Source organism: Bradyrhizobium sp. SPXBL-04 (genome assembly GCF_051853035.1).
Classification (GTDB): Bacteria; Pseudomonadota; Alphaproteobacteria; order Rhizobiales; family Xanthobacteraceae; genus Bradyrhizobium; species Bradyrhizobium zhanjiangense.
Window position 1 is genome coordinate 6,137,362 of the sequence record NZ_CP182472.1, and the last position, 20,703, is coordinate 6,158,064.

The 20,703-nt window shown below is 63.4% G+C and carries 18 protein-coding genes; 5 read left to right on the forward strand and 13 right to left on the reverse strand.

Translation table 11 applies throughout. The annotated features are described in order from the left end of the window. Positions 1-105: 105 nt before the first annotated feature. The 8 genes from ACNJX8_RS29090 to ACNJX8_RS29125 all read right to left on the reverse strand — a co-directional run bounded on the left by ACNJX8_RS29090 (position 106) and on the right by ACNJX8_RS29125 (position 10,536). Positions 106-1,002: an SMP-30/gluconolactonase/LRE family protein gene (locus ACNJX8_RS29090; protein WP_439361997.1), complete on the reverse strand. Its 897-nt coding sequence runs from the start codon at positions 1,000-1,002 to the stop codon at positions 106-108. A 234-nt stretch (positions 1,003-1,236) separates the two neighbouring features. Next, positions 1,237-3,939, reverse strand: coding sequence for a nitrate reductase (locus tag ACNJX8_RS29095; protein ID WP_439357593.1), 2,703 nt, complete (start codon positions 3,937-3,939; stop codon positions 1,237-1,239). A 1-nt stretch (position 3,940) separates the two neighbouring features. Next, positions 3,941-5,158 carry an NAD(P)/FAD-dependent oxidoreductase gene (locus tag ACNJX8_RS29100; RefSeq protein WP_439357594.1) on the reverse strand — a complete coding sequence of 406 codons (1,218 nt, stop codon included), beginning with the start codon at positions 5,156-5,158 and terminating at the stop codon, positions 3,941-3,943. A 10-nt stretch (positions 5,159-5,168) separates the two neighbouring features. Continuing rightward, positions 5,169-5,597 (reverse strand): globin family protein, encoded by a 429-nt coding sequence (locus tag ACNJX8_RS29105; RefSeq protein ID WP_439357595.1) that lies wholly within the window; start codon positions 5,595-5,597, stop codon positions 5,169-5,171. Between the two features lie 122 nt (positions 5,598-5,719). Further along, the gene (locus ACNJX8_RS29110; protein ID WP_128935168.1) at positions 5,720-7,111 is read right to left on the reverse strand and encodes an MFS transporter; all 1,392 of its coding nucleotides are present in this window, start codon (positions 7,109-7,111) and stop codon (positions 5,720-5,722) included. Positions 7,112-7,451: 340 nt separating this feature from the next. Then, the gene (locus tag ACNJX8_RS29115) at positions 7,452-8,246 is read right to left on the reverse strand and encodes an ABC transporter ATP-binding protein (protein WP_128935169.1); all 795 of its coding nucleotides are present in this window, start codon (positions 8,244-8,246) and stop codon (positions 7,452-7,454) included. 13 nt (positions 8,247-8,259) lie between these two features. Continuing rightward, positions 8,260-9,156, reverse strand: coding sequence for a nitrate ABC transporter permease (gene ntrB / locus ACNJX8_RS29120; protein WP_128935170.1), 897 nt, complete (start codon positions 9,154-9,156; stop codon positions 8,260-8,262). Positions 9,157-9,216: 60 nt separating this feature from the next. After that, positions 9,217-10,536: a CmpA/NrtA family ABC transporter substrate-binding protein gene (locus ACNJX8_RS29125; RefSeq protein ID WP_128939660.1), complete on the reverse strand. Its 1,320-nt coding sequence runs from the start codon at positions 10,534-10,536 to the stop codon at positions 9,217-9,219. Between the two features lie 166 nt (positions 10,537-10,702). Between ACNJX8_RS29125 and ACNJX8_RS29130 the strand changes: the two genes are divergently transcribed. From ACNJX8_RS29130 to ACNJX8_RS29140, 3 genes are all read left to right on the forward strand, one after another. Beyond that, positions 10,703-10,984, forward strand: a complete 282-nt coding sequence (locus tag ACNJX8_RS29130; protein WP_439357596.1) for a hypothetical protein — start codon at positions 10,703-10,705, stop codon at positions 10,982-10,984. Positions 10,985-11,208: 224 nt separating this feature from the next. Next, a complete protein-coding gene (locus ACNJX8_RS29135; protein WP_128935173.1) occupies positions 11,209-12,048 on the forward strand; it encodes a formate/nitrite transporter family protein in 840 nt (279 codons plus the stop codon). 59 nt (positions 12,049-12,107) lie between these two features. After that, complete coding sequence (locus ACNJX8_RS29140; RefSeq protein ID WP_439361998.1) at positions 12,108-13,844, forward strand: protein kinase domain-containing protein; 1,737 nt, start codon at positions 12,108-12,110, stop codon at positions 13,842-13,844. Positions 13,845-13,971: 127 nt separating this feature from the next. Here the strand turns inward: ACNJX8_RS29140 and ACNJX8_RS29145 are convergent, their stop codons facing one another. Beyond that, positions 13,972-14,889: an intradiol ring-cleavage dioxygenase gene (locus ACNJX8_RS29145; protein WP_439357597.1), complete on the reverse strand. Its 918-nt coding sequence runs from the start codon at positions 14,887-14,889 to the stop codon at positions 13,972-13,974. 179 nt (positions 14,890-15,068) lie between these two features. On the opposite strand from ACNJX8_RS29145, the gene ACNJX8_RS29150 reads away from it, so the two are divergent. Further along, on the forward strand, positions 15,069-16,343 hold the full coding sequence (locus tag ACNJX8_RS29150) for a serine hydrolase domain-containing protein (RefSeq protein WP_128939657.1): 1,275 nt from the start codon (positions 15,069-15,071) through the stop codon (positions 16,341-16,343). 65 nt (positions 16,344-16,408) lie between these two features. On the opposite strand, the gene ACNJX8_RS29155 is transcribed toward ACNJX8_RS29150, so the two are convergent. From ACNJX8_RS29155 to ACNJX8_RS29170, 4 genes are all read right to left on the reverse strand, one after another. Then, the gene (locus tag ACNJX8_RS29155) at positions 16,409-17,728 is read right to left on the reverse strand and encodes a TRAP transporter large permease (RefSeq protein ID WP_091892777.1); all 1,320 of its coding nucleotides are present in this window, start codon (positions 17,726-17,728) and stop codon (positions 16,409-16,411) included. Then, complete coding sequence (locus ACNJX8_RS29160; RefSeq protein ID WP_439357598.1) at positions 17,725-18,240, reverse strand: TRAP transporter small permease; 516 nt, start codon at positions 18,238-18,240, stop codon at positions 17,725-17,727. The genes ACNJX8_RS29155 and ACNJX8_RS29160 overlap by 4 nt, the downstream gene beginning before the upstream one ends. 81 nt (positions 18,241-18,321) lie before the next feature. Beyond that, positions 18,322-19,320, reverse strand: coding sequence for a TRAP transporter substrate-binding protein (locus tag ACNJX8_RS29165; RefSeq protein ID WP_249760419.1), 999 nt, complete (start codon positions 19,318-19,320; stop codon positions 18,322-18,324). 387 nt (positions 19,321-19,707) lie between these two features. After that, complete coding sequence (locus ACNJX8_RS29170; protein WP_128935179.1) at positions 19,708-19,941, reverse strand: hypothetical protein; 234 nt, start codon at positions 19,939-19,941, stop codon at positions 19,708-19,710. 139 nt (positions 19,942-20,080) lie between these two features. Between ACNJX8_RS29170 and ACNJX8_RS29175 the strand changes: the two genes are divergently transcribed. After that, entirely contained in the window at positions 20,081-20,425 is a 345-nt protein-coding gene (locus tag ACNJX8_RS29175; protein WP_128935180.1) for a DUF1236 domain-containing protein, read from the forward strand. The last annotated feature ends 278 nt before the right edge of the window (positions 20,426-20,703 follow it).

Sequence of the window (20,703 nt, forward strand, 5' to 3'; positions counted from 1 at the left end):
CTCCGCCAATTCGCTAGCAGTTGGACTCGCGGAGACTCCCCCTCACCCGCCGCGCTTCGCGCGTCGGCCTCTCCCCGCAAGCGGGGCGAGGCGAAGAGCCACGCGCTACAGACCGCTGATGTCAGCGACTAGTACGCTCCCGGTCGAGGACTCCGTGATATAGAGACGATCTTTCCTTTCGCCACTGATCGCCACATTCGTGCAATTCGGCCCCGCGCACGACTTGATCCGCGCAATCAATTCGCCGTTGGGCGCGAATACGAAGACGTGACCGAGCGAAGCGTGGCCGACGAACAGGCGACCTTTGGCGTCCATGGTCATGCCATCAGGGCCGCTGGTGCCGAACAGCGAGCAGAAGCGGCCGACCTTCGACACGCTGCCATCCTGCATGAACGGCAGCCGCCACACCGCATTGTCGCGTGTCATGGCAACGAACAGGACGGTCTCGGTCGGGCCGAGCACGAGGCCGTTCGGGCTGATGCCGGTGTTGATCAGGCAGTCGAGCCGGCCACTCGATGCCAGCCGATAGACCCGACCACTCGGATCGTGCAGGCCGGTCTGGCCCTGATCGGTGAAATAGATGTCACCGTTGGACGCGAGATACAGATCGTTGCAGCCGCGAAACGATTCCGAATTGCGCGCGGTCAGGACCGGCGTGACGCGGCCGGCTTTGGCATCGAGCTCCATGATGCCATGCATGTAATCGGCGATCAGGATGCGGCCGTCGGATGCGACCTTCAGCCCGTTCGGCCAGCCCTCATATTCGACGACCTGCGACCACGCGCCATCCGGCGCAATACGGAAGATGCGGCCGAAGGGAATATCGACGATGTAGAGATTGCCTTCCTTGTCGAAGGATGGCCCCTCGATGAAGCTATCGGTCGGCACGCCCGGCCGGTTGGCGTCGGCCCAATCCGTCCGCACGCCCTTGCGGCGGAACTTGTCAGGCATGGCGGAGAAGATTCTTGTTTCGATCAGGCGCGGCGGCGTTTCCAGGTACATCATTGTTGTTGTGCGCGTTGAGAGGGAGAGCGCGGCAACATAGGGCACAATGGCCGGTGCGTCGATTGGGGCGGAAGGCATGGCGCCCTGTCCTTGCTGTCATTCCCCGCGAAAGCGGGGAATCCAGTACGCCGCGGCCCCACCGCCTAATCACAGTTGTCTCGGCGTACTGGATCGCCCGGTCAAGCCGGGCGATGACGGCGGAGTATACGGCGACGACTGAGAATGTCGGGCCTACCCCGCCGCGCCCGCGAGCTTGGCCTGCTTCGCCGGCGTTTCCGTCGTCGCGATCAGCCGCTTCAGTTCGGGGATGCAGGAGCCGCAATTGGTGCCGGCCTTGAGCTTGGCGCCGATCTCGGCCGCGGTGCGTGCGCCAGCGGCGATGGTGTCGCAGATGGTGCCGCGACCGACACCGAAGCAGGCGCAGACGACTGGCCCGGTCGAGGCCGTTCCCTCCGTCGACTTGCCTGACAGCAGCATGCGGCGCTGCTCGTCGGTGACGTGATCGGCCGCAAAGGCAGTTCTGATCACCTCCCAATCGCCGGCGTCATGCCCGGGGCCGACAAACAGACAGGCCTCGATGCGATCGCCCGCGAACGAGGCAGCGCGATAGATGCCGCCGCCGAAATCGCGATATTCGGCGATGTCCTCGCCGGCAACGCCGTCGAGCCAAACCGGCCAGCGCGACAGATCCGCGTTGTCGGCGAACAGATAGCCGAAACCGCCGGCAACCGTGACGCGGGTCCACAACAGGTTCGGCGGCAGATCGAGCTGCTGTCGCGACAGCGCAAAACCGCGGAAGACGAATTCGTAAGGCGCGATCGCAGCCGGCGTCGCCTTGGACTCGGGCTGGCCCGAGAACGGATCGGTAAACGACTGCACCAGCGCGCCGACGCGGCCATGTGAGGCGTTCATCGCGCTCCAGTGGATTGGCGCGAACAGCGTGCCGCGCTGCTGGCGCTCGCTGACGACGACTTTCAGGATGCACTGGCCGTAATCGGTCGTGATGCGGGCGTAGCCGTCGTGAGCGACGCCGTATTTGCTGGCGTCATCGGGATGGATCTCGACGAAAGGCTCGGGCAGATGTGCGCCGAGCCGCTGGCTAAGGCCCGTGCGCGTCATGGTGTGCCACTGGTCGCGGATGCGTCCGGTATTGAGCCTGAGGGGGCGCGAGGCGCCGGTCTCGCTGCGCAACGACGGCACTTCCGGCGCGACGAAGCGGCCCTTGCCGTCATTGGTGAAGAAATCGCCTTCCGCAAAGAAGCGCGCGCGGGGCGCCTCGCCTTGGCGCGCCGGCCACTGCACCGGCTTGAGCGCATCGAAGGCTTCGTTCGACAGCGAGGTCAGCGCGCCGATGTCGAAATCACGGCTGCCGTCGTTCTCGAAGGCCGAGAGCGCGGCGTGCTCGCGAAAAATCTCGGCGGCCGATTTGTAATTGAAGCTGTCGCCGAAGCCGAGACGCTTTGCGGTCTCGCTTAGGATCCACCAGTCGGGGCGCGCCTCGCCCGGCGCCGGCAGGAACGAGCGCTGGCGCGAGATGCGGCGTTCGGAGTTTGTCACCGTGCCCGACTTCTCGCCCCAGGCGAGCGCCGGCAGCAGCACATGCGGCCCGGCCGCGACCGTGTCGTTGGAGAGCACGTTCTCGGAGACGACGAACAGTTCGAGCTTCTTCAGTGCATCGCGAACCATGTCGGCATCTGGCAGCGACACCGCCGGGTTGGTGCCCATCACCCACAGCGCCTTGACCTCGCCGCGGTTGATCGCCTCGAACAATTGCACCGCCTTCAGCCCTTCATGGGTGGCAATGCGCGGCGCCTTCCAGAACCGCCTGACACGATCGATGTCGGGCGGCGTAAAACCCATGTGAGCGGCGAGCATGTTGGCGAGGCCGCCGACCTCGCGGCCGCCCATCGCGTTGGGCTGGCCCGTGAGCGAGAACGGCGAGGCACCAGGCTTGCCGATGCGGCCCGTAGCAAGATGGCAGTTCAGAATCGCGTTGACCTTGTCGGTGCCCTGCGCCGACTGGTTGACCCCTTGCGAATAGAGCGTGACGACCTTCGCGGTCTCGCGAAACATCTTGAAGAAGCTGGCGACGTCCTGCTCGGACAAGCCCGTGGCAAGCGCCGTCGCGGTGACGCTGCCGGCGATGCTCCGCGCACGCACCAGCGCATCGTCGAATCCGCTCGTGTTCTGCGCGATGTAATCCTGATCGAGCGCGCCGTGGTCGGCGAGATGCACGAACAGGCCGGAGAACAGCGCGGTGTCAGTGCCGGGCTTGAGGCCGAGGAATAGATCGACATCGCTCGCGGTGTCGGTGCGGCGCGGATCGATCACGATCATGCGCGCGCCGCGTTCCCCACGGTTCTTCAGCATGCGCTGGAACAGCACCGGATGGCACCAGGCCGCGTTCGAGCCGACGAAGACGAGCAAGTCGGCCTGGTCGAGATCCTCGTAGCAGCCGGGCACGGTGTCGGCGCCGAAGGCGCGGCGATGGCCGGCAACCGAGGACGACATGCACAGCCGCGAGTTAGTATCCACGTTCGCCGTGCCGACAAAGCCCTTCATCAGCTTGTTGGCGACGTAATAATCCTCGGTCAGCAACTGGCCGGAGAGATAGAACGCTACCGCGTCAGCGCCGTCGCGCGCCACGATGTGCTGCATGCGGTGGGCGACATGGTCGAGCGCATCGCTCCAGGCGACCCGCTCCAGTACGCCCTTGCAGCGGATCATCGGGTAGAGCAGCCGGCTTTCGAGCCCGACGGTCTCGCCGAGCGCGGAGCCTTTCGAGCACAGCCGGCCGAAATTGGCGGGATGGTCAGGGTCGCCGGCGATCGCTGCACCACCCTTGCCGTCGGGTGTCGCCAGCACGCCGCAGCCGACGCCGCAATAGGGACAGGTCGTCTTGGTGGCGTGGAGCGTGGGGTCGATCGCCGTCATATCAAGCCGCTTTCGAAGGCAGCGCCAGCGCGCGGCCGAACATCATGTCGGTGCGGATCGCCGCGACCTTGTCGCGATTGCGGATCAGCTCGAGGTACCAGAGCGCATCGAGGGTATCGCCGATCAGCACCGCGCCGGTGAGCCGGCCGTCGGCGATGACGAGCTTCTTGTAGGTGCCGCGCCTGCGGTCCGACAGCACGAGGCTCTCGCTGCCCTCCCCGCCCATGAAGTCACCGGCGGAGAACACGCTGACGCCGGAGACCTTCAGATTGGTCGAGACCACGCTGCCCTGATAGGCGGCGGGCCGGCCGGCGAGATGCCCCGCCAGCACGCGCGCCTGCTCATAGGCGGGCTCGACCAGGCCATAGCAGGTGCCGCGATGCTCGGCGCATTCGCCGAGCGCGAAGATGTCGGGCGAAGCCGTCTGCATCACGTCATTGACGACGACGCCGCGGTTGACCGCGATGCCTGCTTCCTTCGCAAGAGCGACGTTCGGCCTGATGCCGGCGGCGAAAATCACGGCGTCGGCCTCGATGCGGCTGCCGTCGGCAAGCTCGACGGCCTCGACGTGACCATCGCCATGGATGCGGGCGGTGGAGGCGTTGAGCAGGATACGGATGCCCTTGCGCTCGACCAGCATTTTGAGCAGATCGGCGGCCGGCCCATCGAGCTGACGCTCCATCAGCCGGTCCATCAGATGCAGCAGCGTCACCGGCGCACCGGCCTTGGCAAGTCCATAGGCCGCTTCGAGACCGAGCAGGCCGCCACCGACCACGACGACGCGCTTCTTCGCCGCGGCCAGCGTCAGCAGCAGATCGACGTCGCGGGTGTCGCGGAAGGTGTGCACGCCGGCGAGATCAGCGCCCGGCACGTTGAGCCGCAGCGGCGTCGAGCCGGTGGCGAGCACCAGCTTGGAATATTCCATGCTCTCTTCGCCGGCGATCTTGAGCTCGCGGCGGCCGGTGTCGATCTCGGTAACGCGATAGCCGTAGCGCACGGTGACGCCGCGATGGCGCCACCAATCGGCCGGCCGGAGCTCGATCTCGTGCGAGCCGGTCTCGCCGGCCAGCACGGATGAGAGCAGCACGCGGTTGTAAGCGAGCCGCGGCTCTTCGCCGATCACGGCGACCGCGTAGCGGCCGAGCGCGGTCTTGGCGAGCTCGTCGACCAGACGCGCGGCCGCCATACCGTTACCGACGATGACCAGCGGTTCACTCACGAGGCATCTCCTATTCAGCGGCCTGCGGCCGGGCGCCGTAGGCTTCGGACATCATGTAGCCGGACAGCACGCCATAGGCGTCGGTCCAGGCTTTTGCCAGTTCGGGCGTCCATGCTTCGCCAAGACCCTTCTCCAGAGTCCACAGCAGGGTCGCGCCGACCACGGGATAGTGCTCGGCCATCGCACCGTAAGCGACGTGACGCTTGGCGAGCGCGGAGGCCGCGGGAAGAATCGAGTCCAGGTTCGACAGGCCGCCGACGACGGCAGCGAGCATGCCCATCAGCTTCTTGCGCTGCTCGGTCATGTCCTCGGGAAACATCGCGCGCACGGACGGCGCCACCTCGAACAGACGATCGTAGAACAGCACCGCGGCCTGCTCCGACATCGGCGCGACCTTGGCGAAGCTCTGTTGGATGAGAGTGATCTGTTCGGGCGTCATGTGGTTCTCCTGTCTGTTTCAGTTTGCCTTGGTGCGCGCCGTTGCGAACAAGGTTCATGGGTCAAACGTCATCAGAGAGTCTTCTCCCCGCGTACGGGGAGAAGCGAGTTTCATACCAAGTGTCACACTCTTGCTTCGGCGAGGCTTGGTGCGCCTTCGGTCTGCGGGCCGCGACGCAGGTAGAACCACCAGGTCAGGGCGAGACAGGAGCCGTAGAAGGCGAGGTAGATCGCGAGCGCGAGCTGCGGCCCGCCGGTCATGGCGATCGACTTGCCGAAACCGCTCGGGATCAGATAGCCGCCGACGGCGCCGATCGCGCCGATGAAGCCGACCGCCGCGCCGCTCTCGATGCTCGCGGTCTTCAGGGCAGCCGCACGCGCGACATCGCCCTTACCGCGCACCTTGAACAGGTTCTCCTCGCGGAAGATCGAGGGGATCATCCGATAGGTCGAGCCGTTGCCGATGCCGGTCGTGACGAACAGGATCAGGAACATCGACAGGAAGCCGATGAAATCTTTCTGGCCGACGAAATAGAGCACGCCGATCGTCGCCGCCGCCATCGCAATGAAGTTCCACAAGGTGATGATCGAGCCGCCGAGCTTGTCGGCAAGCCAGCCGCCGAGCGGACGCGACAGCGAGCCGACCAGCGGGCCCAAGAAGGCGATCGAGATCGTCACGGTGGGGAACTGCGTCTTGATCAGCAGCGGGAACGCCGCGGAGTAGCCGATGAAGGACCCGAACGTGCCGATATAGAGATACGCCATGATCCAGGTGTGCTTGCGCTTGACGATCGCGAGCTGGTTCTTCACCGAAGACTTGGCCGTGGTGAGGTTGTTCATGAAAAACACCGCACCGAACACGGCGACCGCGATCGGCAGCACCCACATCAGGCCGGCATTCTGGAGGAAGATGCCGTCCACGGGCGTTGCCTGGAACAGGTTGAAGACGGCAAGCGTCATCAGGATCGGGGTCAGGAGCTGCACGCTGGAGACACCAATATTGCCGCCGGCCGCGTTGAGACCGAGCGCCCATCCCTTCATCCGGTCGGGAAAGAAGAAGGAGATGTTGGTCATGCTGGAGGCGAAATTGCCGCCGCCGAGACCCGCGGTCGAGGCGATCAGCAGCATCAGCCAGAACGGCGTGTCGGGCTGGCTCACGAAATAGGCAAGCGACAAAGTCGGAATGAACAGGATCGCCGCGCTGAAGATGGTCCAGTTGCGGCCGCCGAAGGTCGTCACTGCAAAGGTATAGGGAAAGCGCATCAGGGCGCCGATCAGGCCCGGCACCGCGACGAGCTGGAACAGCTGGTCCGTGGTGTAGTGGAAGCCGGCCTGCGGCAGCTTCGTGGTGACGATGCTCCAGATCAGCCAGACCGAGAAGCCGATATGTTCGGCTACGATCGACCAGATCAGGTTGCGCCGCGCGATCGTCTTGCCAGTCGCATTCCAGAACGCCTCATCTTCGGGGCGCCAGTCTGAAATCCAGCTGGAGTTCAGAGTCGGATTCTTCGTCATTGAGTATCCCTTCTAAGCTCACCGCTGCGTCGTTGCAGGCTCAGCCTCCGGGCCACGGAGGCGCGCTCCGAGGCTTCACCCCGGTGGCGAGTTCACGATGCTGATTGATGATGTTGAGGGACGTCGTCGTTGGCGTCGCTCAAAGACACTTCAATTTCCGTGCCAGTTGCGCGCACGCTGGAAATACAGGGATTTCAGCACGTTATTCGTATTGCCCGAATTTCTTGCAGGGCTTTTTCGCACGCTAAATTTGCGATTCGCTCAATCCTTGTGCGGCGCACAAGGATTGAGCGGGATGTCGATTATTTAGGCGCAGACGTTTCGCGCATTAACCTTTGGTTTACGCCGCTTCTACGAAGCGATGACGCTCGTAGAGGAATTCGAGTACGCGCTGCCGGCACTTCAAGTAAGTGGCGCTGGTCGCAAGCTCGAGCCGCTTGCGCGGGCGCGCCAGCGGCACCTCCAGCACCTCGCCGATGCGCGCGGAGGGCCCGTTGGTCATCATCACGATGCGGTCGGACAAGAGCACGGCCTCGTCGACGTCGTGAGTGATCATCAAAATGGTGTTGCCGAGCTTCTGATGCAGCGCCATCACGGAGTCCTGGAGATGCGCTCGGGTCAGCGCGTCGAGCGCGCCGAACGGCTCATCCAGCAGCAGCACCTTCGGCTCCATCGCCAGCGCCCGCGCGATGCCGACGCGCTGCTTCATGCCGCCGGAGATTTCGGAAGGACGCTTGTCCCTGGCGTGGGCCATCTGCACGAGATTGAGATTGTGCATCACCCAGGCGTCGCGTTCGGCGCGGGACTTGGTCCTGGCAAAGACCTTGTCGACGCCGAGCCTGACGTTCTCGTACACGGTCAGCCACGGCAGCAGGCTGTGGTTCTGGAACACCACGGCGCGATCCGGCCCTGGCGAGTTCACCTCGCGGTTCTCCAGCAGCACGCCGCCGATGGTGGCATTGGTCAGGCCTGCAATGATGTTGAGCAGGGTCGACTTGCCGCAGCCGGAATGGCCGATGATCGAGACGTATTCGCCTTTCTCGATCGTGAGATTGATGTCCTTCAGCACCTCCGTGGTGGCGGCGCCGCGGGTGAAGACCTTGTCGATGTGGTCGAGCTTCAGATAGGCGGTCATGTGCCCCCTCCTCTCAATTCTGCGCGGTGCCGCGGGTGACGAACTTGCCGAGGCCCGCGATCAGGCGGTCCAGCACGAAGCCGACGATGCCGACATAGAACAGCGCCAGGATGATCTCGCTGATATGCGAGGAGTTCCAGGCGTCCCAGATGAAGAAGCCGATACCGACGCCGCCGATCAGCATTTCGGCGGCGACGATGGCGAGCCACGACAGGCCGATGCCGATGCGCAAGCCCGTGAAGATGTAGGGCGCCGCCGCCGGGATCATGATCTTGGAGAAGAATTCGAGCGGATTGAGCTGCACCACCGCGGCGACGTTGCGATAGTCCTGCGGGATGTTGCGGATGCCGACCGCGGTGTTGATGATGATCGGCCAGATCGAGGTGATGAAGATGACGAAGATCGCCGAGGGCTGGCCGTCGCGAAAGGCTGCGAGCGAGAGCGGCAACCAGGCCAGCGGCGGAATGGTGCGCAGCACCTGGAACAGCGGGTCGAGCCCGCGCATCGCCCAGACCGACTGTCCGACCAGAACGCCGAGCGCGATGCCGGCGACGGCGGACAGCGAATAGCCGAACGCAACGCGCTGGAGACTGGCGGACAGATGCCAGAACAGACCCTTGTCGATGCCGCCATGATCGAAGAACGGATCGAGGATCAGCTCCTTTGTATCCTTGAACACCTTTGACGGCGGCGGCAGCGCCGAGCCGGCGCGGCGGCAGACCAGCTCCCACACCAGCGTCAGCAGCGCGATCACGACCAGCGGCGGGATCACGCGCACGGCCGTCTCCCGTGCCATGCGTGCGTAAGCTTCGGTGCGCGGGGGACGCTTTGGCATCATCGCGACGACGGGCGCGGCGGTGACCGCAGGCGTCGCGGTTTCAATCTCAATCTTGGCGGCAGACATATTCATTGCAATCTCTCTCCGGCTTCAAAAGACGATGCGGCCGCCCGAAGGCGGCCGCTGGCTCCATCAGACTTCGACACGCTTGATCGCGAGCGACTTCAGATAGGCAGCCGGATTTTCCGGATCGAACACCTTGCCGTCGAAGAAAGTCTCCTTGCCGCGCGAGGTGGAGGCCGGGATCTCGGAGGCCGCGACGCCGAGCGTCTTGGCCGCGTCGCGCCACAGGTCCTCGCGGTTGACCTTGGCGACCAGCGCCTTGGTGTCGAAATTCGCCTCGTATTTGCCCCAGCGGATGTCCTCGGTGAGGAACCAGAGATCGTGGCTCTGGAACGGGTAAGAGGCGAAGTCGCGCCAGTACTTCATGATGTGTGGGGAATTCTCGACCACCTTGCCGGGGATGCCGTAGTCGAACTTGCCGGCGGTGCGGTCGAGCACGTCCTCGACCGGGCAATTCATCCACTGCCGCTTGCCCATGATGGCGGCGAGCTCGGCCTTGTTCTCGGCCTTGTCCGACCACTGCTGGGCTTCCATCACGGCCATCAGCAGCGCCTTTGCCGCCTTCGGATATTTGTCGACGAAGGCCGCGCGCATGCCGAAGGATTTTTCGGGATGCTTGTTCCAGAGCTCGCCGGTGGTGACAGCGGTATAGCCAATCTTCTGGTGGATGAGCTGCAGGTTCCATGGCTCGCCGACGCAGAAGCAGTCCATGGTGCCGACCTTCATGTTCGCCACCATCTGCGGCGGCGGCACCACGATGGTCTCGATGTCCTTGTCGGGGTCGATGCCGCCGGCGGCGAGCCAGTAGCGGATCCAGAGGTCGTGGGTGCCGCCGGGGAAGGTCATCGCCGCCTTCACGGCCTTGCCGGACGCCTTCTTCTTCTCCAGCGCCGCCTTGAAGGGCGATGCATCGACGCCGAGCTTGAGATCGGCATATTCGTTGGCGACGGAGATGCACTGACTGTCGAGATTGAGCCGGGCCAGGATGTACATCGGCGTCGGCTGGTTGTTCTGCGTCACCTTGCCGGCCGAGATCAGATACGGCATCGGGGTGAGGATATGCGCGCCGTCGATGCCGTTGCCTTCGGAGCCGAGCACGAGGTTGTCGCGCGTGGTGCCCCAAGAGGCCTGCTTCTGTACGTCGGTGTCGGGCATGCCGTACTTGGCGAACAGGCCCTTGTCCTTGGCGACGAAGAGCGGGCCGGCGTCGCTGAGCGCGATGAAGCCGAGCTTGGCGCCCTTGACCTCGGGGCCCGCCTCCTGCGCGAAGGCGCCAGCGGGGAAATTCAGCTTTGCGGCGGCGAGGAGTGCGGCGGTAGAGCCTGCGGCCTTCAACAATTGGCGGCGGCTGAGCCCATTATCCGAGGGCCGGCGGGTGCGCTTCGTCATAGGCAGTGTCGTCCTTTGCGTCGTTGCAGAATTGATTGGCGTCAGTGCACACGAGCAGCCCGTCCGTCCGGTGGCGCCATCTTTGGCGCGTGCGAACGCACGACGGGGGAGACCCCCGTCTGGTGGCGTCAGCAAATCGGATGAGAAGTCTCGCGGGACGGCTTCAATGGCGTCGGACTGGAACTATTCAAGCTTCATGCCAAGCCCGACGACCAAGAAACAATCGAATAATCAATATGTTATGGAGGTTGCGACAGGCTGCCGCAGGATCGCCCCGCATGTGAAACTTGCGGACTGCTCAATCCTTGTGCGTCGCACAAAGTTTGTGCAACAGCTCAAGCACAAGGCCGGCGGCACGGTGGGAGAGAATCAGGACACGGCCCATCGCATTGATGTTGCTTCCATTTTCCTCACGCACCCAGACGGCACGCAACTTGCTTATCCCTAAGCGTCAACGAAGACTGCGGCTTGCCGCATTGTTGCAGCCTCTGGCGGCTGCATTCCGGAAGCTCAACTGCTTCGCGGCCCTCTAGGCCGTCGTGACGCGATTCCCAAGGCTTCCAATCTCCATAGCCCTCGTGCGCGGCAGGCCGGCCCGCACGGTCCAAGACGTTCAGCCGCGCTCTCCAAGAGGGTGTGTCGATCTCACTTACGAAGCAAAAGGAACCATTGATGTCGTATCTCGCGCCTTCGGAATTCGTCACCAAGATGGTGGATGCAGGCGAATCCAAGATCTTCATGTCCACCCGGGATACCATCATCCGCGCCTACATGGCCGGCGCAATCCTCACGCTCGCCGCATGGTTCGCCGTCACGATCAACGTGAACACGGGCCAGCCGCTGCTCGGTGCGCTGCTGTTTCCGGTCGGATTCGTCATGCTCTATCTGCTGGGCTTCGACCTCCTGACCGGCGTATTCGTGCTCTCACCGCTTGCGCTGATCGACAAGCGCCCGGGCGTCACTCTTGGCGGTGTGCTCCGCAACTGGGGCCTGGTCTTCGTCGGCAATTTCGCCGGCGCCTTCACCGTGGCCTTCATGATGGCCTTCGTGACGACGTTCGGCTTCACGCAAGCCCCCGACAAGGTCGGTGCCGCCATCGGCATCATCGGCGAAAGCCGGACGCTCGGCTACGCCGCGCATGGTGCGGCCGGCATGGCAACGCTGTTCATGCGCGGCATGCTCTGCAACTGGATGGTCTCGACCGGCGTCGTCGGCGCCATGATCTCGACCTCGGTCCCGGGCAAGGTCATCGCGATGTGGATGCCGATCCTGGTGTTCTTCTACATGGTGTTCGAGCATTCCGTCGTGAACATGTTCCTGTTCCCGTCCGGGCTGCTGCTCGGCGCAAAATTCTCGATCCTGGACTATCTGATCTGGAACGAGATCCCGACCGTGCTCGGCAATCTCGTCGGCGGCCTCGCCTTCACCGGCATGACCCTCTATGCCACCCACGTCATGACCCTGCCGAAGCGCCAGGCCGACAAGGCCGTAAAGCCCCGCGTCGCGGCCTGATCAAAGCGACTCGACAGGGGAGCCTCACCCGCTCAGGGTGAGGCTCCCCTCTCCTGGTGATGACGATGACCCCCGGTCTCCTGATTTCGGTCGGCCAGCATTCCGACAAGGGTCGCAAGCCCATCAACCAGGATTTTCACGGCGTCCTGATTCCGGAAGAGCCGCTGCTCAGCCTGAAGGGCATTTCCGCCGTCCTCGCCGACGGCATCTCGAGCAGCACGGTGAGCCAGATCGCCAGCGAGTCGGCGGTCAAGAGCTTCCTGATGGACTATTACTGCACGTCGGAATCCTGGACGGTGAAGACCTCCGCCCGCCGCGTGCTGGACGCCACCAATTCCTGGCTGCATGCGCAGACGCGCAAGAGCCAATATGCCTATGACCGCGACAAGGGCTATGTCTGCACGCTGAGCGCCATGGTCATCAAGGCGACCACCGCGCACATCTTCCATGTCGGCGATTGTCGCATCTACCGCGTCGCCGGCAAGGCGCTCGAGCAGCTGACCGACGATCACCGTATCATCGTGTCGTCGGAGCAGACCTATCTCGGCCGCGCGCTCGGCATCAACCCGCAGCTCGAGATCGACTATCAGGCCTTCGAGATCGAAGCGGGCGACATCTTTCTGCTGGCGACCGACGGCGCCTACGAATTCGTCGACGCGCGCTTCGTCACCAGTGCACTGAACGAGTATGCAGGCGAGCTCGACGGGGCGGCGAAGGCCATCGTCGAGGAAGCCTACCGGCGCGGCAGCGATGACAACATCACGGTCCAGATTCTCCGGATTGACGCAGTGCCCCAGCGTGAGCCGTCCGGCATCATCAATCAGACCTCACAACTGCCGCTGCCCCCGCTGCCGGAGCCGCGGGCGATCTTCGACGGCTACCGGATCGTCCGCGAGATCCACGGCAGCAGCCGCAGTCATATCTACCTTGCCGTCGACACCGAGACCGAGGAGCCGGTCGCGCTCAAGCTGCCATCAGTCGACCTGCGCGACAATGCTGCCTATCTCAAGCGCTTCCTGATGGAGGAATGGATCGCGCGCCGGATCGACAGCCCGCACGTGCTGAAGCCGATGTCACAGTCCAGACGGCGCAGCTACCTCTACGTTGCGACCGAATTCGTCGAAGGCCAGACCCTGAAGCAGTGGATGACCGACAACCCGCGCGCCGATCTCGAAGCCGTCCGTGGCCTCATCGAGCAGATCGCCGCCGGCCTGCGCGCCTTCCACCGCATGGAGATGCTGCATCAGGACCTCAGGCCGGACAACGTCCTGATCGACAAGACCGGCACCGCGAAGATCATCGACTTTGGGTCAGTCAGGGTCGCCGGCGTCGCGGAAGCCGCGCCGCCGGACGAGGCCGACGAAATCCTGGGCACGGTCCAATATACGGCGCCGGAATATTTTCTTGGGCAGGGCGGCTCGCCGCGCTCCGACATGTTTTCGCTGGCCGTGATCTGCTACCAGATGCTGACCGGAAAGCTTCCCTATGGCACTCAGGTCGCCAAGATCCGGCGCAAGGCGGACGTGCGGAGACTTCAGTATCGCCCAGCCGACGACGATCGCAACGTGCCGGCCTGGGTCGACGGCGCGCTCAGGCGCGCGCTGCATCCCGATCCGTACAAGCGGCACGAGGATCTGTCCGAATTCGTCTTCGAGCTTCGCACGCCCAATCCGGCCTATCTCAACACGCGGATCACGCCCCTGTTGGAGCGCAGCCCGCTGATGTTCTGGAAATTGACCTCGGCGGCGCTCGCCTGCGCGGTCGTCGTGCTGCTGGCACTGCTGCACGCGCGTTAGAGCATGATCCGGACCCCGAAGGGCCGCGTTAGCGCAAAGTGTGCAGCGGTTTTCCGAAAAGATCATGCTCAAACAATAACCTAAAGCGCGATGACGATTCATCCTATTCTCATCGCGCTTTTAGGCGTCAGGCCGGCTGGGCCGCCTTCGTCCCCAGCGGCTTCGGCGCCATGCCGCCGCCGGGCTTAAGGTGGAATTCGTAGCTCATCAGGTGCCACTTCCCATTCGCCTTACTGCCGTCGGGCATTGCCGGATCGTTGCGCGGCTCGACCTTGGCGATGAGGTCGTCTTTCACGCCGAACACGACGTCGGTATCCAGATATTTGTCGCCGTCCATGAAAACATGGGTGATCAGCGGCTCATAACCCTTCGCATTGACCAGGAAATGCACATGCGCCGGGCGCATCGGATGACGCTTAGTCTGCGCAATCATCTCGCCGACCGGGCCGTCGGTCGGAATTGGGTAGCTGCACGGCAGGATGGTGCGGAAGAAGAAGCGGCCGTCATCGTCGGTGATGAAGCGCGCCCGCGCCGAGGCGCCGACCTCGTCATAGTTGGCCTTTTGTGAATCGTAGAAGCCGTCATCATCGGCATGCCAGACGTCGACGGGGACGTTCGCGAGCGGCTTGCCCTTCAGATCCGTGACTCGGCTCTGCACGAACATCCGCTCGCCGGTCTGGTTGTTCGGGGAGATATCGGTGCCGTGCGCGGTGACCTTGTGCTCGCCGACATAGAACGGACCGAGCACGGTGGTCTCCGTCGCGCCCTCGCGGTCACGATGGTTGACGGCATCGACCAGCATGGAGACGCCGAGCACGTCGGACAAGAGAATGAACTCCTGGCGGGTGTCGGTGCACTTCTGGCCGGTGCGGGTCAGGAAGTCGATGGCATATTCCCATTCCGCGAAGGTGAGATCGGTCTTGCTCACGTAATCGTGCAGCGACTTCACCAATTCCTGGAGCAGGAATTTCGCACGCGGGTTCGGTGTGCTGTCGAAGCTCTTGACGACGGCTTCGGTGAGTTCGGTCTCGTTGAACTGGGTCATGGTACGTTTTGCCCTGGGTTTTTCTCGTTGGCCCCATGAGAGGCCCCCTTGGGGCTCCCTGGAGGCGTTCCAGGCTGCAGCCTACACCAGCAGGCCTGCTCCCGTTAAGCGCGCCGCCCTTGGAATGAGGCCGGCATTTCGGCTATCAACTGACAGACAAAACTGCCCCGGAGGAACTGATGCTCGCGCCCACCCCTGCCTCGCCCGAATCCGTCGGCATGTCCAAGACTGCACTCGACCGCGTCGATGCGCATGTGAAGAGCCGGTACATCGATGCCGGCCGGTTCCCCGGCGCGCATCTTCTCGTCTTCCGCCGTGGCAAGGTCGCATACAGCTCGGTTCAGGGCCTTGCCGACGTCGAGCGCAAGGTGCCGGTCAAGGATGACACCATCTACCGCATCTATTCCATGACCAAGCCGCTCACCAGCGTCGCCTTCATGATGCTGGTCGAGGCGGGCCTCGTCGCGATCGACGAGCCCGTCGCCAAATACATTCCGGAATGGAAGGATCTCGGCGTCTTCGTCGCCGGCACCTATCCGGCCTTCCTGACCCGGCCGCCGTCCCGGCCGATGCTGATCGTCGACCTCCTGCGTCATACCTCCGGCCTCACCTATGGCTTCCAGCAGCGCTCCAATGTCGATGCCGCCTATCGCGCCGAGAAGATCGGCGAGGTCGAGAAGTCTGGCACGCTCCAGACCATGATCGAGGGCCTGGCAAAGATCCCGCTGGAGTTCTCGCCGGGCGAGGCCTGGAACTACTCGGTCGCGACCGACGTGCTCGGCTATCTCGTTGGCAAGATCTCAGGCATGCCGTTCGAACAGTTTCTGAAGGCACGCATCCTCGATCCGCTCGGCATGAGCGACACCGATTTCCACGTGCCGGCCTCGAAGGCCCATCGTTTCGCCGCCTGCTACTCGGCAGACCCCGGCGGCGGCATGACCTTCCATGCCGGCCAGCGGCGCGAGGGCCTGACGCTTCAGGACGATCCGGCAACCAGCTCGTTCCTGTCGCCGCCCTCCTTCATCTCCGGCGGCGGCGGACTGTGCTCGACGGTCGCCGATTATCTCACCTTCTGCCGCGCGCTGCTCAACGGCGGCGAGCTTGGCGGCGTCAGGCTGATCGGGCCGAAGACGCTGGCGCTGATGACCACCAATCACATCCCGGGCGGACGATTCCTGCCCGAGGTGTCACGCTCGCTGTTCTCGGAAGCCGCCTATAACGGCATCGGCTTCGGTCTCGGTTTCGCCGTGACGATGCGCCCGGCGGAAACGCTGATCGCCGGGAGCCCCGGCGAATATAATTGGGGCGGCGCGGCCACGACCTCGTTCTGGATCGATCCGGCCGAAGAGCTGATCACCATCTTCATGACGCAGGTGTTGCCGTCGAGCGCCTACCCGATCCGGCGCGAGCTGCGGAGCATGGTCTACGCCGCGATCACCGAGAGCAATCTGTAACCATTGAATCGATCCCGCGGCCGTCGGCCGCGGGACTTTACTCTCAGAAGCTAATTTGCAGACGCTCATCTGAGCATCTCTGGCACGATCAGGCGTGGCAGGAACAGCGACACGCTTGGCCAAATGATGACTGCCGCCAGCACGAGCAGCATCGGAACCAGCATGATCACCGTGTCCTTCAGAGCATAGCGCAGCCGTACACCGGCGATCGAACAGGCGATCATCAGACATAAGCCATAGGGGGGCGTCACCAGTCCGAAGGCCAGCGATACGATGGAAATGATCGCGAACTGAACCGGATGGAGATCGACGGACTTTGCCAGCGGCTCCAGCACCGTGCCGACGATGATGATGGCCGGGATGGCGTCGAGGAAGCAGCCCACCACCAGAAAGCAGAAGGAAATGAAGAAGCCGGCGGTGACGGCGCCCATGCCCCATGTCGAGACATTGGCCAGCAGCTCCTGCGGAATCCTGTAGTAGGCGAGCAGCCAGCCAAACGCACTTGCGGTGCCGACACAAAACAGCGCCACGCCGGCAAGGCGCCCGGTGTCGAGTAAGGCCTTGTACAATTCGCGTGGACCTGTCTCGCGGTAGAAGAACGCCGAGAGCGCGATAGAATAGAGCACCGCGACGCAGGCGGACTCGGTCGCGGTGAACCACCCGAGCAGAATGCCGCCAACGATGATGAGCGGCGTCATCAGCGCCGGTAACGACTGCCAAATGGCGCATCGCATCTCGACCCAGGTCGCCTTCGGATAGGTCGGGTAGCCGCGGCGCACCGCATAGACGTGCACCGTCGCCATCTGCGCGCCGGCGATCAGCAGGCCCGGCACGATGCCGGCCAGATACATCGCCGCAATCGAGGTCGAGATCAGCCCGCCCCACACGATCATGAGGATCGACGGCGGGATGATGACCGCTAGCACTGCCGACACCGCCGTGATGGCGATCGAAAATGAGAGATCGTAGCCCTCCTTGGTCTGCGCATCGATGAAGATCTTGGACTGGCTCGCCGCATCGGCCGTGGAGGAGCCTGAGATGCCCGCAAAGAACACCGACAGCACGACGTTGATCTGCGCCAGCGATCCCGGCCAGTGCCCGACCATCGAGCGCGACAGTGCCACCAGGCGGTCGGTGATGCCGCCGATGCTCATCAGGTTCGCCGTCAGCAGGAAGAACGGCACCGCCAGCAGGATGAATGAATTGTATGCATTGAAGGTCTCCTGCGCGAGCGTCATCAGCGACAGACGCGGCTCGATCAGCAGGATCGGCACGCAGGCAAGGCCGAGCGCGAAAGCGACCGGCACGCGCACGATGAGCAGGCCGATGAAAACCCCGAACAGCACCATCGCGGCTTGTCCGGCAGAGAGCACATTGCCGCTCATCGCCCTGCCCCAACCAGAACGCGCATCTCATCAACGATCTGCTCACCCGCAAAGACGATCCACGTCGCGCCGGTCACAGGCCAGGCAACGTGAATCAGCCAAAGCGGCAGATCGGCCAGCTCCGAAGTTCTGTTCCAGCCAAAGCGGGTGAACTCCATGCCGGCCGATACGAACACCAGCGCCAGTGCCAGTACGCCGAGACGCGCGAGGATCCGCACCGCGGCCTCCGATCGTCGCGACAGATTCGGCCACACGTCGACCTCGAAATGCTGCGCTTCGCGCACACCGACCATGGCGCCGATCATGATCGTCCAGATGAACAGGAACCGCGCCATTTCCTCCGTCCAGATGTAGGAGGGAATGAAGGGCGTGTAGCGCGAGATGATTTGCAGCGTGACCGGAACAATCAGGACGCCGACACAGGCGGCCAGCAACAACTCCAGCAACTTCGCATAGGCCGCGGTGACGCGACGCCACAGCGACCGTGTGGACAAGACCGGCGTTTCAGACATTGGGGCTCCGTGCGGCAGCTCATCCGCCTTCCGGGCAAGAAGCGGGACCTGCCCGGACTATTGTCGGCGGACGCAACGACCTCAGACGACGTTGATCTTCTCGAAAATGCCTTCCGCGCCAATTTCCTTGGCGTAGGTGGCCATCACGGGATCGGCGAGCTTCTTCATGGCGTCCCGCTCCTCGAAGGGAACGCGCTTGAGCTTGCCGGCTTTCTCGAGCGTGTCGAGCTTGACCACCTCTTCGCTCGACTCGAGCTGACGGCCGTAGTCGCCTGCCTCCTTGCCGGCCTTCATGATCGCGTCCTGCAAATCCTTCGGCAAGGTCTTCAGCGTCTTCACCGAGAAGCAGATCGGCCGGATCGACACGGCGTGCTGGGTCAGGTTGAGATGCGGGGCCACTTCGTAGAACTTCATCGCCTCGACGCCGGCCGCCTCGTTTTCGCCGGCCGAAATCACCCCGTTCTGGATCGCGTTGTAGATCTCGTTATAGGCGATCACCGTCGGGCTCATGCCGACTGCCGCGAAGGTCTTCGACCAGATCGGCGCCCCCTGCACGCGAACCTTGAGACCCCTAAGATCGGCGAGATTCCTGAGCGGCTTGTTCGCGAAGATGTTGCGGATGCCACCGCCGGCATAACCGATCAGAACGACCTCGGCCTTCGCCGCGACCTCGTCGGCGATAGGCGCCAGGATATTGGCCTCGACGACCTTGTTCATGTGCTCGATGCCCTTGAACACGAAGGGCGCATCGATGAACGGGGCCGCCTTGGCGAAGGTCGACATATGGGCCGGCGAGACGATGCCATAATCGACCGCCTTGCCCTGCGACATGTACTCGAAATACTGCTTCTCGAGGCCGAGCGAGGAGTTCTTGTGCAGCGTGAAATTGACGGGCTTGCCGTAGTACTTCTTCACCAGCTCCTCGAACCGGATCAGCGCGCGGTTGAAGGCATGGTCGTCGTTGAACTGGACCGCGCCGTTCAGCGTGATCGGCGCTTGCGCCCTGAGGATCGACGGCATGCCAATCGTAGCTGCCGCAGTGGTCGCACCGATACCAGCGAGAAATGACCTTCGCTTCATCGTCTCCCCTCCCATTGATGCCCCGCCCCTGTCGCCGGGGCGTGAGCGCAGCCGGTTAACGGCCAGCGTTCGGGGAGCGTATGAAAAACGACGGCGGGACGGAAGTCATTTCGCGCACGCCGGAGGCACTCTTCGTCGCAGAGCGACGCCCCCACGACCTGTTGCACTGCAACTCGCACTCCTGCTGGCGTGCGGGGCCGCATAGGCGGCCTCCCGCTCTCGTAGAAACGGCAGACTTGCGGACCTGTGCGCTGCACGCAGAGGCCCGCTCGCCTTCCTCGACAGGCCTAGTGCATGTGACCAATCAGATAGATGCCGCTGCCGATCACAATGATCGCTGGCACGGCCCAGAGAATAAATACGGGGATCACGGGCATCACATTCTTCCTAATTGGATGTGCAGACCTTGACGGTCTTCATGCCGCTCTCAGCCTCGGTGCGCGTCTTGTAGACCGTGCCCGACGGGCTGACCACGGTCATGGAGGCGTCTGTCGGCTTCTTGTCGACGATGGTGCACTTCTTGGTCTTCACGTCCTGGACCACGTAGAACTCGTCGGCCGCAAAGGCCGGCAAGGACAATGCAGCAACCATCAGCGCTGCACTCGCTATTCTCAGCGTCATTATCTCCTCCTCCAATTTCCCGAGCTTCCGGGCCCGGTCGATTCAGAAACGGGAAAAAATAGCAATTTGTTCCTACGCGGGAGGAACGGCGCGCATGGTGAGATGTTGTTGCGGCGCATATTCCTGTGAGGAGGATAAGATGAAAAAGCTGTTCCTGCTGTCCGCCGCGGCGGTCCTGATTTCGACCGGCGCGTTCGCGCAGTCCACCGTGGTGACCACCACTGGAACCGGTCATGCGGCGGCAGTTCAGATCGAGCCGGAGTACCGCACCAAGATCAAATCCTACATCACCGAGCACCGCGTTCGTCCGGTGGTGACGAAGGAAAAGATCATCGTCGGTGCGACGGTGCCGACCGACGTCGAGCTTGAGGCCGTTCCGACGGATTGGGGTCCCTCACTGACGAAGTATCGCTACGTTTATTCCGGCGATCGCGTGATGCTGGTGGATCCGGGCTCACGCGTGGTCGTTCAGGAAATCGATTGATCGCGACGCGACCTCCGGGCGGCTGCTCCCCAACGGCGGCCGCCGACCTGGAGTTGACCGTATGAAATCGCATCGAGAGGCCCGGATCGTCGGGCTCAGTCTGGCAGCTGTCTACGCCACGTGTCTGCTATTGACCGCGATCGCGATGATCTGACCTCGGCCCCGACTGCATCGCAAAATCTTCTCCCGGACTGCTCGCAGATGCGAAAATCGTGGCGCCGGGCAAGTGCTGCCCTTATGGTCTTGCCAAAACCATAATCCGGCGCCACCGGCTTTGG

Coding starts and splice junctions, on each gene's coding strand:
- ACNJX8_RS29090 (WP_439361997.1), bottom strand. CDS start 1,002: ATGTACCTGGAAACGCCGCCGCGCCTGATCGAAACAAGAATCTTCTCC.
- ACNJX8_RS29105 (WP_439357595.1), bottom strand. CDS start 5,597: ATGACGCCCGAACAGATCACTCTCATCCAACAGAGCTTCGCCAAGGTC.
- ACNJX8_RS29125 (WP_128939660.1), bottom strand. CDS start 10,536: ATGACGAAGCGCACCCGCCGGCCCTCGGATAATGGGCTCAGCCGCCGC.
- ACNJX8_RS29110 (WP_128935168.1), bottom strand. CDS start 7,111: ATGACGAAGAATCCGACTCTGAACTCCAGCTGGATTTCAGACTGGCGC.
- ACNJX8_RS29160 (WP_439357598.1), bottom strand. CDS start 18,240: ATGTCTGAAACGCCGGTCTTGTCCACACGGTCGCTGTGGCGTCGCGTC.
- ACNJX8_RS29115 (WP_128935169.1), bottom strand. CDS start 8,246: ATGACCGCCTATCTGAAGCTCGACCACATCGACAAGGTCTTCACCCGC.
- ACNJX8_RS29165 (WP_249760419.1), bottom strand. CDS start 19,320: ATGAAGCGAAGGTCATTTCTCGCTGGTATCGGTGCGACCACTGCGGCA.
- ACNJX8_RS29140 (WP_439361998.1), top strand. CDS start 12,108: ATGACGATGACCCCCGGTCTCCTGATTTCGGTCGGCCAGCATTCCGAC.
- ACNJX8_RS29155 (WP_091892777.1), bottom strand. CDS start 17,728: ATGAGCGGCAATGTGCTCTCTGCCGGACAAGCCGCGATGGTGCTGTTC.
- ACNJX8_RS29150 (WP_128939657.1), top strand. CDS start 15,069: ATGCTCGCGCCCACCCCTGCCTCGCCCGAATCCGTCGGCATGTCCAAG.
- ACNJX8_RS29145 (WP_439357597.1), bottom strand. CDS start 14,889: ATGACCCAGTTCAACGAGACCGAACTCACCGAAGCCGTCGTCAAGAGC.
- ACNJX8_RS29095 (WP_439357593.1), bottom strand. CDS start 3,939: ATGACGGCGATCGACCCCACGCTCCACGCCACCAAGACGACCTGTCCC.
- ntrB (WP_128935170.1), bottom strand. CDS start 9,156: ATGAATATGTCTGCCGCCAAGATTGAGATTGAAACCGCGACGCCTGCG.
- ACNJX8_RS29130 (WP_439357596.1), top strand. CDS start 10,703: ATGGCGTCGGACTGGAACTATTCAAGCTTCATGCCAAGCCCGACGACC.
- ACNJX8_RS29175 (WP_128935180.1), top strand. CDS start 20,081: ATGAAAAAGCTGTTCCTGCTGTCCGCCGCGGCGGTCCTGATTTCGACC.
- ACNJX8_RS29170 (WP_128935179.1), bottom strand. CDS start 19,941: ATGACGCTGAGAATAGCGAGTGCAGCGCTGATGGTTGCTGCATTGTCC.
- ACNJX8_RS29135 (WP_128935173.1), top strand. CDS start 11,209: ATGTCGTATCTCGCGCCTTCGGAATTCGTCACCAAGATGGTGGATGCA.